The organism is Treponema sp. OMZ 305 (assembly GCF_024181325.1).
Taxonomy (GTDB): domain Bacteria; phylum Spirochaetota; class Spirochaetia; order Treponematales; family Treponemataceae; genus Treponema.
In genome coordinates this window covers 1120042-1135430 of record NZ_CP051300.1, presented here as the reverse complement: position 1 = coordinate 1135430, position 15389 = coordinate 1120042, and the positions used below count along the sequence as shown (strand labels likewise).

Genomic DNA, 15389 nt, shown 5'->3' with positions numbered 1-15389 from the left:
AATCATGAAAATTGCAGCATTCGATAATCGTTTTATTATTTTTCCTATTCTTTTTTTATTCATATATATTTTTGCAGCAGCAGTCCCCCTCGGATCCGATATCTATTTAAAACCTGTGTGGGTACGCACCATCACACCGGATAGCGCTCAGGCAGAATTGGAAGGCATGGGGAACGAAGCCGAAAACGCAGTCCCACAGGCGGCAGCGGAACAATTTTCCGGTAAAACACCGAAAGTATTTTTGACGGAAAGCCGGTTTGGTTACTTTACCGCCGACGGTGAATTGCTCCGCTCATCTCCCGTAACCCAGCGCATTTCAGCTTCTTCCGCAGCGTGGACGGAATACGGAAGCGATGCCGCTAAAACACCGATCTACCGCCCCGATGGTTCGCTGATAACTGTCATCGAAGAACCGGGATTTGTGTACATCGACGAAGACCGTTTCTACCTGTTTGAGCCGGGCGGAAGCGCCGTTAAACAATATGGCGCCGATGGAAAACCGCGCTGGCGTTATCTGCACACCGCACCGATTACTGCCTTTCATAGCACAAAAGGCGGAACTATTATTGGATTCTCTGACGGAAAACTCGTCGCTGTTGATGCTGCAGGCAATGTGCTATCCGACTTTTATCCGGGAGGCAGTGACTATCAGGTTATACTGGGAGCAGCAATCTCCACCGACGGGAAGCTTGCCGCCTGTGTGTGCGGAATTGACAGCCAACGAGCATTGCTTATACGGATAGACGGTAATAAATATAAAATCATACATCACCGAAAATTGGAAGGAAATCTTCGCAGGCAGGTCTTTGTGGATTTTGACGTAAAAGGTGAGAACGCCGTATTTGAGTGTGCCGAAGGGATTGGCTTTATCGACTGCGATCGGTTAATATCAGGTATTATGCCTCAACGCGGTACGGTCATTTCCGGCGGTCAAAATCCGTATAAGAATATTATGGCGATTATCAGCCGGCAGGAACAAAGCTCAACATTATCGTTTATCGAAGCGCCTTTTTATGTCGTTGGGCATACCTCCTTTCCTTCAAAAAATACGTTCCTTGTACAAGAACGGGAAACGATATTCCTTGCAACCGACACAAAATTAGCACGTATCGATATAAAATAAAGTGAAAAATAGGATACTGATATGAAACGATTTTTCTTTTGCATCTTAGCTGCAACGATGTTTTTTGCAGAATTATCCGCATTGGAATGGCCTGCCGACACACAAAATTTCGTACGGCTTTTCGGACAACGCATCGGTGAAAATACTTTTGAACAAGGTTTGACCTTTGAAGATGCAACGACGGTACGCGCTGCCGATGACGGCATCCTTTTGATTACGCTGGATAAAAAATACGGAGTCGGCGCTTTTCCTTCTACGCTTGGGAATGCATTGGTATTTTTACACGATGACGGACTCCAAACGGTTTATGGAAACATGGACGACACCACGGTGTTCCGAAATAGAATAACCACAGAATCTGCTGCGGTTATCGGAAAAACAGGGAACAGCGGATGGGGAAATCCTAACGAGCTTATCTTTCAAGTCAGCGATAATCAAAAAAAAGTATATATCAATCCGTTGTTACTGCTTCCGTCAGTCAACGATAAAATAGCGCCGCAGATACAAGATATCATTTTGATAAATGAGCAAAACACCGCGTTTCAAGTAAGCGGGCAAAAAAATGTGCGACAGGGCAGCTATGAATTATATGCGGATATCTCCGACACGGTTACACAGGGCGGACATAGCTTTAGTCCTTTCCGTATTACGATTTTTGTAAACGGAACAAATATTCGAACCATTCCCTTTGAAACCATTACACAAAAAGACGGTGAATCGTATCTGGGTAATACCGCCTTTACCGATACGCTGCTGTACCGGCGGAACAATGAGCTCTATTTGGGTAAGATTATCTTAAGCCGCGGAAAATCCGATATATTAATTACAGCCCGGGATATTACCGGCAATGAAAAATCGGAACAGTTTACCATCCAAGTAGACTAGCTGAGTGAAGCAGGGTAATCGTATCAGGTACTTTTAGGGTATCCCCACAGAAGAATGGAGATTGAACGACCATTTGAACCGCGAAGAGGTTCAACTCTGGGCAGACAGCCTCCATTCTTCTGCGGGAATATTCTCGCAACTGTCTGATGAGATTGTCCTAATGGAGGAACGATGAAAAAATATGAACTAATACAGGCGCTGATTGAGGCGGGAGCGGTTGCCGTTATTCGGGCGGAGCATAAGGCACAGGGGCTTAAAATTGTGGAGGCGGTACGTGCCGGAGGAATTACGGCAATCGAAATTACGATGACCGTACCGCATGCCGACGAAATTATCCGCGAGTTAAGCGGAGCATTCGGTGCGGATGTATTGCTGGGAGCCGGTACGGTGCTCGATGCGGAAACGGCGCGTGCCTGCATCCTTGTCGGCGCCCAATACATTGTCGGGCCGTCTTTTAACGAAGACTGCGCCCGCCTCTGCAACCGGTATGCGGTGCCGTATATTCCCGGCGTGATGACGCCGCAGGAAGCGGTGCGGGCGCTTGAGTTCGGAGCCGATATCCTCAAGCTGTTTCCGGCAGAGCTTTTCGGACCGAAAATCATCAGCGCCTTTAAAGGACCACTTCCGCAGGGAATGTATATGCCGACCGGCGGCATTACTGCCGAAAACGCAGCCGAGTGGATTAAGGCAGGAGCCGCGGTACTCGGTATCGGAGGAGCGTTGACGAAGGGCGCCAAAACCGGAGATTTTGAATCGGTTACCCGCACTGCCCGCCAATTAAAGGAAGCAATCGCCGCTGCGCGCGGTAAATAAGTATTATTTGTTATGGATACCAATTCGGAAACAGGAACATTGCTGAAAAGAAGGCAAGAAAATAAATGGCTTTTAGTGTTTGAAAGTCTCGTAACCGGCTTGTTGACGGGGCTGGTTATTACGGGTTTTCGGCTTTCGATCTCTTATCTTAAAAATATCCGTATTGCATTATACGATGTTATACGAGAGACAGGCACAGTCAGTGTTATTCTCGCGCTGGCAGGTTTAGCGCTGATAGGATTATTTATCGGTTTTATTATTACGAAATGGCCGATGATTAAAGGCGGCGGTGTTGCACAGATCGAAGGCGTTTTTATGAAAAAATTGCAGTTTTCCCCGCTTTCGGAACTTCCGCTTAAATTTATCGGCGGCGTTCTCGGAATCGGACTGGGACTTTCGATGGGGCGGGAAGGACCTTCCGTGCAGCTTGGCGCGTATGTCGGAGATGCCGTTGAGCGGCTGGGAAAACGATCGTTTACCGAACGGATATGCCTTATTACTGCAGGAGCCGCCGCAGGTCTTTCGGCAACCTTTAATGCCCCTTTTGCTGCGATTGTTTTTGCACTCGAAGATATCCATCATCATTTAACCCCTCTACTTTTAGCCTGCGTCATGGCAGGATCTTTTGCCGGCGATTTTGCCGGAAGTTTCTTTTTGGGTTCCGGCCCGATTTTTCGATTTTTTACACCTGTAGAATTTCCGCTTTCCCACTTCGCATGGCTGATAGGACTCGGAATGTTTGTAACACTTGTCGGACACGGCTTTAAACAATCGATCTATTTTTTTCAACGATGCTATAAAACACTGCATATTCCGCCGGTTCTGCGGCCGGTTATTCCGTTCCTGTTGTCGCTGCCGGTCGGCTTATGTCTAAGTTATTCTTCCGGCGGTGGAGAGGGGCTGATAAAGGCATTGACCGAACAGTCGTTCCCGCTTATGACATTGCTGATGTTCTTAACCGTTAAACTGCTTTTTACCGGTATTTCCGCAGGATCAGGGGCTATCGGTGGTATTTTCGTGCCGCTCCTTGCCTGCGGCGCAGCTGGCGGAGCATTATATGCGACGGCGCTTGTGCACCTCGGCTTATTGGCACAGGAGTACGTGAATGCCATGATTCTCTTTGGGATGGCTGCCTGTTTTACCACTGTTATTAAAGCGCCGCTTACTGCCTGCGTTATCGTGTTTGAAACGAGCGGGGCGCTCCATCAGCTGAGCGGTTTAGTGCTTACTTGTTTTACCGCCTATCTGACGGCAAATCTTATCGGTTCGCAGGCGCATGACCATATTCTGTTGACACAAATCCTCGAATCGGAATATCAGTCTCCGGATCAAAAAACAAGCGCGGGCGTCGGTGTACCTCAACTGTATGAACTGCCAATCGGGTTACACTCAGTTACTGCATTAAAGAAAGTTCGTGAAATAGATTGGCCTCAAAAATGCCGTATTGTCGGCGTTATACACGGCGAGCACGAGATTATCCCCGATGGAACTACCATATTATATCCCGGGGATAAACTGATTGTCCTTGCAGAAGACAATACCGGTATCCTTTTAAAACAGCTTACCGATTTAACCAATGAACAAGCTAAATAATTTTTAGGTAATCTTACAAATTTTTCTTGCTATTTATCGTATTCGCAGCTATACTGATAAAGTGAGTAATCAACAACTCCGACGCAAAGCATCGGGGTACAGTGCTCTCATACCGTATGAATCATTCGCATCTCTATCAGTATATATTTTTTATAGAGCAAAATTGCGCGGATGATATGTATTTATAAGAAGGAGGAGATTATGAGTATTTCAAAAGAGAATATTTATAAGCTCGAAGGTCGTGTTCCGTTAAAGAACGCGATTCCGTTGGGTATGCAGCATGTTTTGGCTATGTATGCCGGAAACCTTGCACCGATTCTCGTTATATCGGGCGTACTTAATATCCCAGCGGATATTAAAGTTTCTCTGCTGCAAAGCGCTATGTTTGTTGCCGGCGCCGTTACGTTTGTACAGTTGCGGCCTATCTGGAAAATCGGTTCGGGACTTCCCACTGTTATGGGAACCAGTTCCGGCTTTATCCCCGTTGCTATCGGCGTAGGACTGCAATATGCCGCAATGGGAGACTGGTCGAACGGATATGCCGCCATTCTCGGCGCGTCCCTCATCGGCGGTTTAATGGAGTTTATGCTTGGGTTCATCGTTAAACCGATCCGTAAGTTCTTGCCGCACGTTGTTACCGGAACCGTTGTTACCACCTTGGGAATTTCGCTGATTCCCGTCGGTATTAAATTTGTCGGCGGAGGCGTCGGTCTTGAAAAAACTCCCGGTTTCGGCTCGATAAAAAATCTGCTCATCGCACTGTTTGTCTTTTTAATGATTATCTTTATCCGTCAAACATTTACCGGTTTTTTAAGCATCTCTTCTATCCTGATTGGGCTTATTGCAGGCTATATTGTGGCTATCTTTGTCGGTATGGTTGATTTTACGCCGGTAAGAAATGCGGCGTGGATTTCCGCTCCGCTCCCGTTCTTTGCCGTCGGACACCTGAACCTCGCCTTCCATTGGGATGCGATTGTTCCGTTCATGCTTGTCTACCTTGCGACAACCGTAGAAACAATCGGGGATAACACCGGTATTGCAGTCGGCGGTCTCGGACGCGATATAACCGACAAAGAATTACAGGGAGCTGTTCATGCGGACGGTTTCGGCAGTATGTTTGCGGCAATCTTCGGTGTTATGCCGAACACCTCGTTCAGCCAGAACGTCGGGCTTATCGGTATGACAAAAGTTGTCAACCGCTTTACAATCGGAATCGGTGCAGGCTTCTTGGTATTGTGCGGATTCTTTCCCAAACTCGGAGCAATCGTTTCGACTATCCCGAACCCGGTATTGGGCGGCGGCGTATTGCTGATGTTCAGTATGATCACGATGAGCGGTTTAAACCTGATTTATCAAAGCGGGAAAATTGCAGAACGCGATGTAGTCATTATCGCGGCATCGCTCGGCGTCGCGTTCGGTTTAAGCAATGTACCGGAAGTTATGCAACATCTACCGGTATGGTTCCAGAATATCTTTAAGCAGGCAATTGTCGGCGCCTTTGTTACTGCGCTTATTCTGAATCTTCTGTTGCCGAAGTCAAAAGAGGATTAACCGATTTGAGCATATCGCCGCACAAAAGTAATGCTTTCAATACTCCTAACGGCACCGGCGCTGAGCAGTCGGCTGTTTCAGAATGCGGAAAGCGGATATTCTTTGTTACCGGCGAACAGGGCTGCGGAAAGTCTACGTTTCTTGCAGCCCTTATACAAAAATTTAATTTACAGCCGTCAGGCTTTATTACAAAAAAAGAAACGTCTCCATCGGAAGTTGCAGTATATATGCATCCGGTCATCGGCGGTACTGCCATATATCGATACACAACCGGCAACCGTGTCGGGATATGCAGCCCGCCGAAGCCTGTCGGTTTCGCGCCGGTATTTGATGCGTGCGGAGTGATGCACTTACAGCAAGCGGAAGCGACGGTACGCGCTTCGCTTGACTGCGGTCATTCCAGTGCCGATTCTTCCGGCTGCACCGAAACAGTTTCGCAGCCGCATTTGCCGGTCATCTTAATGGATGAACTCGGCGTTATGGAAGCGGATGCGGAGATTTTTTTCCGCACCGTATGTGCGTTGTTTTCCAATCCCCGGGATTATATCATCGGCGCTGTAAAGCCGCGCGGAACACGCTTTTTACCGATCTTGGAACAAATGCCGGAAGCAGCGGTGTTTCACCTAACGCCGCAAAACAGACCTGTGTTATACGCTCAGCTTGAACAAGCTGGAAGCTTTGCCGCGTTTTTACATACTATCGGCGGCGGATTTCCAAACGGTAAAAAATGATGCCGAGGAATATGTATACTCTCTCGACGGCTCCCGCAAAAAAACATACCGGCAGCGCCGCCGAACTCCCCACTGCAATCATCCTTGCAAGCGGACTTTCTACGCGAATGGGCTGCTGCAAACAACTGCGCCTGCTTTGCGGGAAGCCGTTAATCCAATACACTGTTGAAACATTACTGAAAGCCGGTATTATGCATTTGGTGATTACGGTTAATGCCGAAACACGGCAGCCGATAACGGAAATGATGGAAGCGATAACAGAAAAACAAACGCAAAAACATCCCATGCAGAACGCTGCCCTACAGGAAGCCGCCGTCGAAGAGAACCTGTCTTATCCATTCCACTGTGATATTGTTTTTAATCTTGAACCGGAGCGGGGACAGGGACATTCGGCGGCTCTGGCAGTACAAGCCGCTTGTGCCCGTTATATGGAAGCGCTTGCAGTACAGACCGCTTGCCGCGACTATGCGGAAGGTTCTGCCTCAACTACCGTCCATTCCTATAGTCCGAGCGGCCTTTTATTCTGCACTGCCGACCAACCTTTTTTACAAGCCGACAGTATCCGTAACCTCTGCACCGTATTTCAGAACCATCCCGACCATATCGTTTCCGCAGCCTTTAACGGCAAGCACTGTTCTCCGGTTATATTTCCGGCAGCATTAGCCGGTGAGCTTAGCCGCTTGGACGGAAGAATCGGCGGCAGAACCGTGATGAACGCTCACCCTGACCTGATTCTGTACTCCCCGCTCCGCTCCGAGATGGAAGCCTTCGACATCGATACGCCTGAAAACTTTAAACAGGCAGAGAAATATCTGCAGCAACCAAATGCAGAGCAACCGCACCTGAAATAGCAGGTATGACTTCGGCGTTTTTTATCGTCCGAGCCGGAACATAAGGGTTTTACCGCGAATCATAACCAGTGAAATTTTTTCCATGCCGGTAACGCTTTCTGCTGTCGAGTAGACAATATTTTCCATATCTTCAACTCTGCCAAAATATTGTACCGCATATTTTGTTTGGGCGGCGGATTGATGCACTACCCGTATTGCTTCAACTTTGCGCTGTAATTCATTTCGGAAGTTACTCATCAATTTGCTGTCTGGGGTGTTGTTAATGGTAATCTCATACCGGATACCTTGCGCATAGTCCCGCACCAATGCTTTTTTTGCTTGATCGACGGCAACGCTCATTGCCTTAAACACCGTTGATTTTATCGCATTCTGCGCTGCCGCTTCGGTACTACCGCGATCGAACGTCTTGGGACTGCTATAAGGCACAGCGCCGAGTAATTCTCCCGTAGACGGATTGTACATTTTCAAGTTGACTTCCGCTTGACCGTAGTAACCACCTGTTTCCCGACCACCCTGCACGAAACCGTCAACTTCAATATAAACATCCGCACCGAGTTTTTGTGCAATCCACTGCACAACCGACAGATCTGCTGTTTCCGGTTCTTGGGCAAACAGCGAGGAGCTGTCTGATTTCAACGCTTCTACTGCGGCATAATCGACTGCACGATATCCGTTGTCGAGTAGGTATTTATTCGCCATATTGACAGCGGATTTTGAAAATGTATTCCCGTCTTTTGCCTTTTGATTCGGCACGACCATATACAGCATGCTATCGACATACTGTGTGATAAATCCGACATTGTTCCCCTGCAATTCGCTCTTTGTTTTTGCATCACGTACCTCGGAACTCGATAGAATATTGCCGCCCTTTGCAGAATAGGTACCGATCATATCAAGAGTCTTGCGTATCGCATCTATTTTTACGGGTACAGTGATTTCACAATAGTATCCGCGGTATGTTTCGCCGCGCCGCAAAATACGCATATAGTCGGTTTCAAGGTAAGCATTCGGCTTTGTATCAGTGTAAAAAACCGAATAGAGCTTACTACGGTTTTGCATTTCTTCCGTCTCTCCGATAAGGTCGATGACGGCGAGCCGCAATACATTTGCTTTTGCCTGATTAAGCGCCTCCAAAAATGAATATCCCTCGCCGGATCCGGCATAGTAAGGATTGATTCCCGTGTACTGCGGCATAACCGGTACAACAACACATGATGTCAAAAGCGCTAACAGTAGAGCATATAATACAGTATTTTTTTTCATACGCTTCTCCCTTTTTTTATGAGCAATATCGTGGGCTGTCAAAAACTTCAGTTTTGGACAGTTTATTTAGATTTAGCTGCGTGTCTAGAACCTGCCCGTTATTCCTATAAAAGCATGAAAGTTAATATGCGAAGATAAAATATCCCACTCATAATCATTGACCTTATTGAGTCCCTGACTGGGAGATAGGCTTGCGTTCTTCAATTTTTCAGCTGCTTGTACAGGACTCAATAAATTGTGCATATAACCGAATCCGACACTGCCGCCTATCGTCCAATTCCGCGAAATAAAGTAATCTGCCGATACCAGAACCCGCCCACCGAGCTGCGTTGCCATAACAGCAAAAGCACCTGGTTTTGATGAGCCGGTTTGCACAGCAACGGAGGAGCTTGAAAAACAGAACTGTACTTCCGGCGTAATCTTAAATCGGGATACATAGGCATTATAGACCCCAATACCGAAATATCCCATTCCGAAAGGTATAAGCCGCATTGGTTTTGCACTAAGCGCAGCGGATCCTCCAACCGGCTGCTGTATGGCATATTCATATCCGATTGATATACTGAGATGAAAATTTGCCTTGTATGCGGCCCGTATGCCGAAGGTAGGCTGAACACGCAGATATTCCTTTAAGTCTCTTGTCTTTACCCCGGTAATAGGAACGGTTATACCCGCATACCCTTGCAGCAGAACACCGGATTTTAAAAGCTCTTTAACACCATCCCCTTCGACAATCGGCTGGTCCGCATAAATCACTTTTGCAATCGAAAAAGTATCGTGTACTTCCGAAATAATTACCAGACCGATTTCTCTTACCGCCTGCTTTCCGGCAACTGAGATGGATTTTTGAAGAGTGTATTCATCTCCTGCATTTATACCGATGTCCTTTCCCAGCTCGATCGTAACGGTATTGTTTTTATGATCAACGGCAAGTACTCCGCTTGTCAATGCAAATTCCGGTTCAAATTTGATAGCTGTATATACCGAACTGAGTAAAGAAGAAATTGCATCGTCAACGGCATTGGAACGCCGTTTTGCGATTTTTCTGACATACAGCGGTATAACCCGCTCCCCTACTGAACCGGAAACGTCAAGGATTGATATTGCTCCTTCTATTCTAACCATCCAGTATTTTTTTATAACTTTTTTGCCCTCAACCTCGGTTTCTTCAAAGATAAGTCTTTCATCATAGTCGGTAATTCGGGGCGCAAAGACCAAAAATGCACCGGTAAGCCGTTCCCAATCGGCACGGGTAAAGGCCTCTTCTCCTGATAGCACAGTTTCGGAAATTTCCGACTGCTGTTCTTTCGTCCTTTTAATTTGATCGATAAAGGACGCAATAGTGTTTGAGTTGAGTCGGTACTCCATACCGATTACGTTAAATCGTTTAAAAGAAGTAACAATGCCGATAATTCGTTGATCTATCCTTGCGGCAACTTCGGAAGGGACATATCCTGAATGAGAAAGCCTAAAAACGGCGATATCTTTTTTACTGCTCACCGTTTGAGCGGAAAGCAACGTTACTAAGAGTAGATATACTAGAGCGAATACGTATCTTTTAAGATATTTAAACATAGCTATATACTAGCATAACCGATAATTTCGACGCAAGAGGATGGCAGGGTAACCGCATAAAATACTTCTTTAGCAGTCTCCCGCAAAAAATTGAGACTTTCCTAATTCCTAATAAAGAAGATATTTTTTACGTATGTCGTTGAATCGTTTTCCCTCTTTTTCCATGCGGGAAAAATAATCCTGTGCGGTTTGCGAAGGATCGGTGAGCTGTGTACAACCTGTTAATAAATGTAAGCCGCAGTATTTTTTACCCGCATTGTTTATCGTAAACTCGTCAGGATAGAGGCGCTTAAGCTCGTAAAACATGGCGATTGCCGTTTTAACGGGAGCGAAACTGCGGCGGTCGGTAACGGCAATCTGTACCCCTCCGCACAGCTTTCCCGTATAGAGTGAAAGCGACGGGGTAAAGAATGCGGGCAAAAAGCGCACCCCTTCCAAGCCCAGCCGGTTCAGTCGAGTGGCTAGACGGTAAGCATCGATGTAGGGCGCCCCAAGATACTGAAACGGCATTGTCGTCCCCCGCCCCACCGAAAGGTTGGTTCCTTCAAATAAACAGATGCCGGCATATACGAGCGCGGTGAGGGGCGACGGAATATTGGGAGACGGCGGCACCCATATCAGGGGCAGCTCGTCAAAGTATGTTTCTCTGTTCCAGCCTGTCATCGGGATTACCGTTAAATCGCACTGGATGCCGTATTCGGTGTTGAAGAGCAGGGCAAGCTCTCCGACCGTCATACCGTGCCGCTGTACAATAGGAAAATATCCCGTAAAGGAACGGTATTCAAGCTCCAGCATATTTCCCTCGACGGCGCCGCCAATCGGATTCGGGCGGTCGAACACGACAAATTGTTTTTTATGCCGCGCACATTCTTCCATCGCGTATGCCATGGTGGAAATATAGGTATAGAACCGAGCGCCGACATCTTGAATATCAAAGCAGAGGATGTCGATATCTTTCAACATCTCCGGCGTCGGGCGCTTAGTGTTTCCGTAAAGGCTGTATACCGGCAGCCCCGTTCGCGGGTCGGCACTGTGTCCGATGGACGCCCCCTCCCGCTCATTGCCCTGTATACCATGTTCAGGCGAAAAAAGTGCTGTAAGCTGCACCGACCGGCTCAACAGCACCGCGGAGGGAGTCCCTTCGGAATCGATGCCGGTTTGGTTGGTAATTAACCCTACCCGCTTCCCTGCAAAAACGGCGCGGTACTCCGGCAGCCGCTCAATCCCCAATTTCAGCCGATTCTCTGCGACAGCTTCCCCGCAGACAATACAAACAAGGAAGAATAACACCGCTGATATCTTGAGCTGACGGAAATGGCATACAGACGTTTTCATAAGGGGATACAACCCAAATATATTTCTCATTAAGTGTATTATAGAGTACCTGCAAGCTTTGTTAAACCGGTATGGAAATTTTCAATGAGATGCAGTATATTTAGCAACAAAACACCCCAATACGGGAGAAACATATATCAGGAGAAAAAGATGAATACTGATACCATAAGAATGCGAAAGTTCTTTAACCGGATTACGGTAGCGGTGTTGGCCGTTATTGTATCGTTACTATGTACTGCGTGTCCTCAAAATGGGGGGGCTCCCGGCAACAACACGGGAAGCTACACACAGGTACCCTTTGCACAGTTAGACGACTATCTTAAAACAAAAGTCTCTGCCAGCACAGTAAACTACATCGAAGTAACAGGGCTTAAAAAAGAAGACTTAGGAGGACTTATGGAAGCAAGTCCTCTCGGCAAAACTCTTAAAGCGTCACCTTCTAAAAAAGTTGCGCTTAAATTCGGTGGTACAATAGCAGGACTTACAGATATGTATTCTTGTTTTCGGGAATGCGAAACCCTTGTACAAGTTTCCGGAATACCCGAAGGGGTTACTGACATGAGTTTCTGCTTTAATGACTGTACAAACCTCACACAGGCACCGGTAATTCCCGCAAGCGTTACTGACATGAGTTTCTGCTTTAATGACTGTACAAACCTCACACAGGCACCGGTAATTCCCACAAGCGTTACTGACATGCGTTTCTGCTTTAGTGACTGTACAAAGCTCACTCAAGCATCGGTCATTCCTGTAAATGTTACGAATATGCGGAATTGCTTTTCCGGCTGCACCAGTCTTAAAACTATTGTACTGAAGTGTAACTATAATCCCGAACTAGATGAGGATAATGACTCGTATTTCAAAGATGCCTTTGCTGGCTGTACGGCTTTAACGGCAGGCGGTATTAAGGTTCCTGCAGGACAGCTGGCAACGTACCAAGCTAATGCAGCCGTTATGGGCGTTACAGCGGATAAGTTTGCTGCCGAATAAAGCACTTCAATATTTAGAAAAATTCAAAATTAAGCTTTTGCCTGCGCTGATTTGCAGGCAAAAGCTATAGCAGAAAACCTCTATTTTAAGTATACTAGCGCTTAATTATGGAAGATAAAACGCAGGAAATGGAGCGGATTCAAGAACTGCTCGACAATAGGCACTACGTGGCCTTAATTGCGGAACTCGCCGAGATGAACGCGGTCGATGTGGCGGAAATATTGGATAAAGAAAACGCAGCAAATGCGGTGTTTCTTTTCAGAATGCTTCCGAAAGACCTTGCTGCCGAAGTATTCGCGCTCCTTTCGAGCGAGCAGCAAAGCGCATTTATTTCATCGATTACGGATAAAGAACTCGGTCCTATTCTGGACGAACTTGCGTTTGACGATGTTGTAGACCTTGTGGAAGAGATGCCTGCGAATGCCGTCAGAAAGATTTTAGCAAACTCCGGCGAAGAAGAACGTAAGCTCATCAATCAATTCCTCAAATATCCTCCCGATTCCGCAGGAAGCCTGATGACGATTGAATACGTCAGCCTTAAAAAGACGATGACGGTAAAACAGGCGTTGGACTACATCAGAGAAACGGGGCTAAAAAAAGAAACGATTTATACCTGTTATGTTACCGATGCCAACAGGGTGCTTGAGGGTATTGTTTCATTAAAAGAGCTTGTGTTGGCGCCCGAACAGGAGCTTATCGAAAATATTTTTGAAAGTGAATGTATCTATGTAAACACACACGATGACCAAGAAAGTGTTATCACAGTTTTTAAGAAATATGCCTTCCTTGCATTGCCTGTTGTCGATGCGGAAAAGCGGCTGATCGGTATTATCACCGTCGACGATGTAATGGACGTCATGGAACAGGAGGCAACCGAAGACTTCCAGATTATGGCCGCTATGCAGCCGTCCGAAGATGCGTACCTAAACACCGGCGTTTTTAAACTCGCTAAGCATCGTATCGGCTGGCTGATGCTCCTGATGGTTTCAGAAACCTTTACCGGTAAGATTATCGAACACTACACCGAACTGTTGGCAACGCTTACCATACTCACTTCTTTTATCCCTATGCTGATGGATACCGGCGGAAATTCGGGAAGTCAGTCATCAACGTTGATTATCCGCGGTCTTGCTACCGGCGAAATTCAGCTGCGAGACTGGGCAAAAGTATTATGGAAAGAACTTCGTATCGCAATTCTTGTAGGCTCGCTGCTCGGGTTCACTATTTTTGTAAAATCTTTTTTCTTGGACGGTAAACCGGTTCTTGTTTCTGCCAGTGTCGGCTTAACGCTTGTTGTAACCGTTACCATTGCAAAACTTACCGGCGGTCTTTTACCGATTCTTGCAAAAAAACTCCGGATGGATCCGGCAATTATGGCAGGCCCGCTTATCACAACAATTGTAGATGCGGTCAGCCTTATTGTCTATTTTAAGATTGCAGGATTCCTGTTGTTTTAAAGGTTACTCTATCGAGATTGTATGAAATGGTTTGAACGCTTCCGGTACCGTACTTTTTCTCAAGATCCCTCTGTAGAGGAACTGTTGGTTGAAGTGTTTAGAAAAGCCATCCATTTGTCTTCGGCATTAACCGTAGTTTTTGCAGAGCGATGGTATACACTTACGATTGTCGGCATTGCTGCTATCAGCGTGCTTTATTGTATTTCAGAATTCTTTCGTATGCACGGCTATGAGCTTGGTATTATTGCGCATATCACGCGGTATGCCTCCCGTAAGCGGGATAAAGGCAGATTCGTCTTAGGTCCACTGACGCTTGCCGGCGGGGTACTTGCCGCTCTCCAGCTCTTTCCCATGCATACGGCAAAGATTGCGATATTTGCACTTGCATTCGGTGACGGTCTTGCAAGCCTTGTTGGGAAGCGTTTCGGCAAAATTCATTTAGCCTTTTTTAAAGATAAAACCGTTGCGGGGAGTTTAACCTGTTTTGCTGCTGTATTCCTTTCGTCCTTAGCCGTCAGCGGGAATTTTGGGAAAAGCCTTGTCCTCGGTATTGTAGGGGCATGTATCGAAATGCTCCCGCTTAAAGATTACGACAATCTTTTAATACCGGTAGCTATCGGTTTTCTTGCCTTGCTTATCCGTGCATAAGTTCTTTTCGGCTATTTCATTGCTCCGCGTTCGTTCGAAAGTAACAGAGAATTACCTAAGTAAAAAGAACTTTTTCCAGTTTCAGCAATGCTCTTTTTTTATCAAGGCCGCCTGCGTAGCCGGTTAAGTTGCCGTTCGCTCCGATAACGCGATGGCAGGGTACAATAATGGAAATTCCATTATGACCGACTGCGCCGCCGACCGCCTGTGCAGACATACGGGATAGACCTCGCTGACGGGCAATCTGCTTGGCTATTTCACCGTAGGTAGTTGTATGCCCGTATGGAATAGTACAGAGGATATTCCACACTGCATTTTGGAAGTCTGTTCCGTTAAAATGAAACGGCACGGCAAAATCAGGTTCTTTTCCGGAAAAATAGACATCAAGCCATCGTTTTGTTTGCTGTAAGAACGGCGTTTCTTTTTCTTCATACTGTTCTTCAAGATACTGAGCAAAAAACTTTTCGCCGTTGAACCACACGCCGGTCAGCCCTGCGCTGTCTGCTGCCAGCAAAATGTTCCCCAGCGGAGAATCATACCATTGGGTATATGTCATACGTATCCTCGGTTATCA

The 15389-nt window shown here is 46.7% G+C and carries 14 protein-coding genes; 10 read left to right on the top strand and 4 right to left on the bottom strand.

Annotation, left to right across the window (positions count from 1 at the left end):
- Positions 1–4 precede the first annotated feature (4 nt).
- From ABK01_RS05065 to ABK01_RS05035, 7 genes are all read left to right on the top strand, one after another.
- Entirely contained in the window at positions 5–1123 is a 1119-nt protein-coding gene (locus ABK01_RS05065) for a hypothetical protein (protein ID WP_016670493.1), read from the top strand.
- A gap of 21 nt (positions 1124–1144) precedes the next feature.
- Positions 1145–2008 carry a peptidoglycan DD-metalloendopeptidase family protein gene (locus ABK01_RS05060; RefSeq protein WP_253676462.1) on the top strand — a complete coding sequence of 288 codons (864 nt, stop codon included), beginning with the start codon at positions 1145–1147 and terminating at the stop codon, positions 2006–2008.
- 171 nt (positions 2009–2179) lie between these two features.
- Positions 2180–2821, top strand: a complete 642-nt coding sequence (locus ABK01_RS05055) for a bifunctional 2-keto-4-hydroxyglutarate aldolase/2-keto-3-deoxy-6-phosphogluconate aldolase (RefSeq protein WP_253676461.1) — start codon at positions 2180–2182, stop codon at positions 2819–2821.
- Positions 2822–2833: 12 nt separating this feature from the next.
- Positions 2834–4414, top strand: a complete 1581-nt coding sequence (locus ABK01_RS05050; RefSeq protein ID WP_253676459.1) for a ClC family H(+)/Cl(-) exchange transporter — start codon at positions 2834–2836, stop codon at positions 4412–4414.
- Between the two features lie 201 nt (positions 4415–4615).
- Complete coding sequence (locus ABK01_RS05045) at positions 4616–5965, top strand: uracil-xanthine permease family protein (RefSeq protein WP_212566355.1); 1350 nt, start codon at positions 4616–4618, stop codon at positions 5963–5965.
- A gap of 5 nt (positions 5966–5970) precedes the next feature.
- Complete coding sequence (locus ABK01_RS05040; protein ID WP_253676457.1) at positions 5971–6696, top strand: nucleoside-triphosphatase; 726 nt, start codon at positions 5971–5973, stop codon at positions 6694–6696.
- Between the two features lie 11 nt (positions 6697–6707).
- Positions 6708–7547, top strand: a complete 840-nt coding sequence (locus tag ABK01_RS05035) for a nucleotidyltransferase family protein (protein WP_212566353.1) — start codon at positions 6708–6710, stop codon at positions 7545–7547.
- 21 nt (positions 7548–7568) lie between these two features.
- Here ABK01_RS05035 and ABK01_RS05030 read toward each other — a convergent pair whose 3' ends face one another.
- From ABK01_RS05030 to ABK01_RS05020, 3 genes are all read right to left on the bottom strand, one after another.
- Positions 7569–8810, bottom strand: a complete 1242-nt coding sequence (locus tag ABK01_RS05030; RefSeq protein ID WP_253676456.1) for a hypothetical protein — start codon at positions 8808–8810, stop codon at positions 7569–7571.
- An 84-nt stretch (positions 8811–8894) separates the two neighbouring features.
- Positions 8895–10385, bottom strand: a complete 1491-nt coding sequence (locus ABK01_RS05025) for a hypothetical protein (protein WP_253676455.1) — start codon at positions 10383–10385, stop codon at positions 8895–8897.
- Positions 10386–10493: 108 nt separating this feature from the next.
- Positions 10494–11720, bottom strand: coding sequence for an exo-beta-N-acetylmuramidase NamZ family protein (locus ABK01_RS05020; protein ID WP_253676454.1), 1227 nt, complete (start codon positions 11718–11720; stop codon positions 10494–10496).
- 150 nt (positions 11721–11870) lie between these two features.
- Here ABK01_RS05020 and ABK01_RS05015 point away from each other — a divergent pair, with 150 nt between their 5' ends.
- The 3 genes from ABK01_RS05015 to ABK01_RS05005 all read left to right on the top strand — a co-directional run bounded on the left by ABK01_RS05015 (position 11871) and on the right by ABK01_RS05005 (position 14815).
- Positions 11871–12710 carry a leucine-rich repeat protein gene (locus tag ABK01_RS05015; protein ID WP_253676453.1) on the top strand — a complete coding sequence of 280 codons (840 nt, stop codon included), beginning with the start codon at positions 11871–11873 and terminating at the stop codon, positions 12708–12710.
- A 107-nt stretch (positions 12711–12817) separates the two neighbouring features.
- Entirely contained in the window at positions 12818–14167 is a 1350-nt protein-coding gene (gene mgtE, locus ABK01_RS05010; protein ID WP_253676452.1) for a magnesium transporter, read from the top strand.
- Positions 14168–14188: 21 nt separating this feature from the next.
- Positions 14189–14815, top strand: a complete 627-nt coding sequence (locus ABK01_RS05005) for a diacylglycerol/polyprenol kinase family protein (protein ID WP_253676451.1) — start codon at positions 14189–14191, stop codon at positions 14813–14815.
- 55 nt (positions 14816–14870) lie between these two features.
- Here ABK01_RS05005 and ABK01_RS05000 read toward each other — a convergent pair whose 3' ends face one another.
- Positions 14871–15371 carry a methylated-DNA--[protein]-cysteine S-methyltransferase gene (locus tag ABK01_RS05000; protein ID WP_253676450.1) on the bottom strand — a complete coding sequence of 167 codons (501 nt, stop codon included), beginning with the start codon at positions 15369–15371 and terminating at the stop codon, positions 14871–14873.
- Positions 15372–15389: the final 18 nt, after the last annotated feature.

What these genes read in the sequence shown, in the direction of transcription:
- ABK01_RS05045 (WP_212566355.1), top strand. Translation starts at nt 4,616, where the DNA reads ATGAGTATTTCAAAAGAGAATATTTATAAGCTCGAAGGTCGTGTTCCG.
- ABK01_RS05035 (WP_212566353.1), top strand. Translation starts at nt 6,708, where the DNA reads ATGTATACTCTCTCGACGGCTCCCGCAAAAAAACATACCGGCAGCGCC.
- ABK01_RS05030 (WP_253676456.1), bottom strand. Translation starts at nt 8,810, where the DNA reads ATGAAAAAAAATACTGTATTATATGCTCTACTGTTAGCGCTTTTGACA.
- ABK01_RS05025 (WP_253676455.1), bottom strand. Translation starts at nt 10,385, where the DNA reads ATGTTTAAATATCTTAAAAGATACGTATTCGCTCTAGTATATCTACTC.
- ABK01_RS05000 (WP_253676450.1), bottom strand. Translation starts at nt 15,371, where the DNA reads ATGACATATACCCAATGGTATGATTCTCCGCTGGGGAACATTTTGCTG.
- mgtE (WP_253676452.1), top strand. Translation starts at nt 12,818, where the DNA reads ATGGAAGATAAAACGCAGGAAATGGAGCGGATTCAAGAACTGCTCGAC.
- ABK01_RS05060 (WP_253676462.1), top strand. Translation starts at nt 1,145, where the DNA reads ATGAAACGATTTTTCTTTTGCATCTTAGCTGCAACGATGTTTTTTGCA.
- ABK01_RS05005 (WP_253676451.1), top strand. Translation starts at nt 14,189, where the DNA reads ATGAAATGGTTTGAACGCTTCCGGTACCGTACTTTTTCTCAAGATCCC.
- ABK01_RS05055 (WP_253676461.1), top strand. Translation starts at nt 2,180, where the DNA reads ATGAAAAAATATGAACTAATACAGGCGCTGATTGAGGCGGGAGCGGTT.
- ABK01_RS05065 (WP_016670493.1), top strand. Translation starts at nt 5, where the DNA reads ATGAAAATTGCAGCATTCGATAATCGTTTTATTATTTTTCCTATTCTT.
- ABK01_RS05015 (WP_253676453.1), top strand. Translation starts at nt 11,871, where the DNA reads ATGAATACTGATACCATAAGAATGCGAAAGTTCTTTAACCGGATTACG.
- ABK01_RS05020 (WP_253676454.1), bottom strand. Translation starts at nt 11,720, where the DNA reads ATGAAAACGTCTGTATGCCATTTCCGTCAGCTCAAGATATCAGCGGTG.
- ABK01_RS05050 (WP_253676459.1), top strand. Translation starts at nt 2,834, where the DNA reads ATGGATACCAATTCGGAAACAGGAACATTGCTGAAAAGAAGGCAAGAA.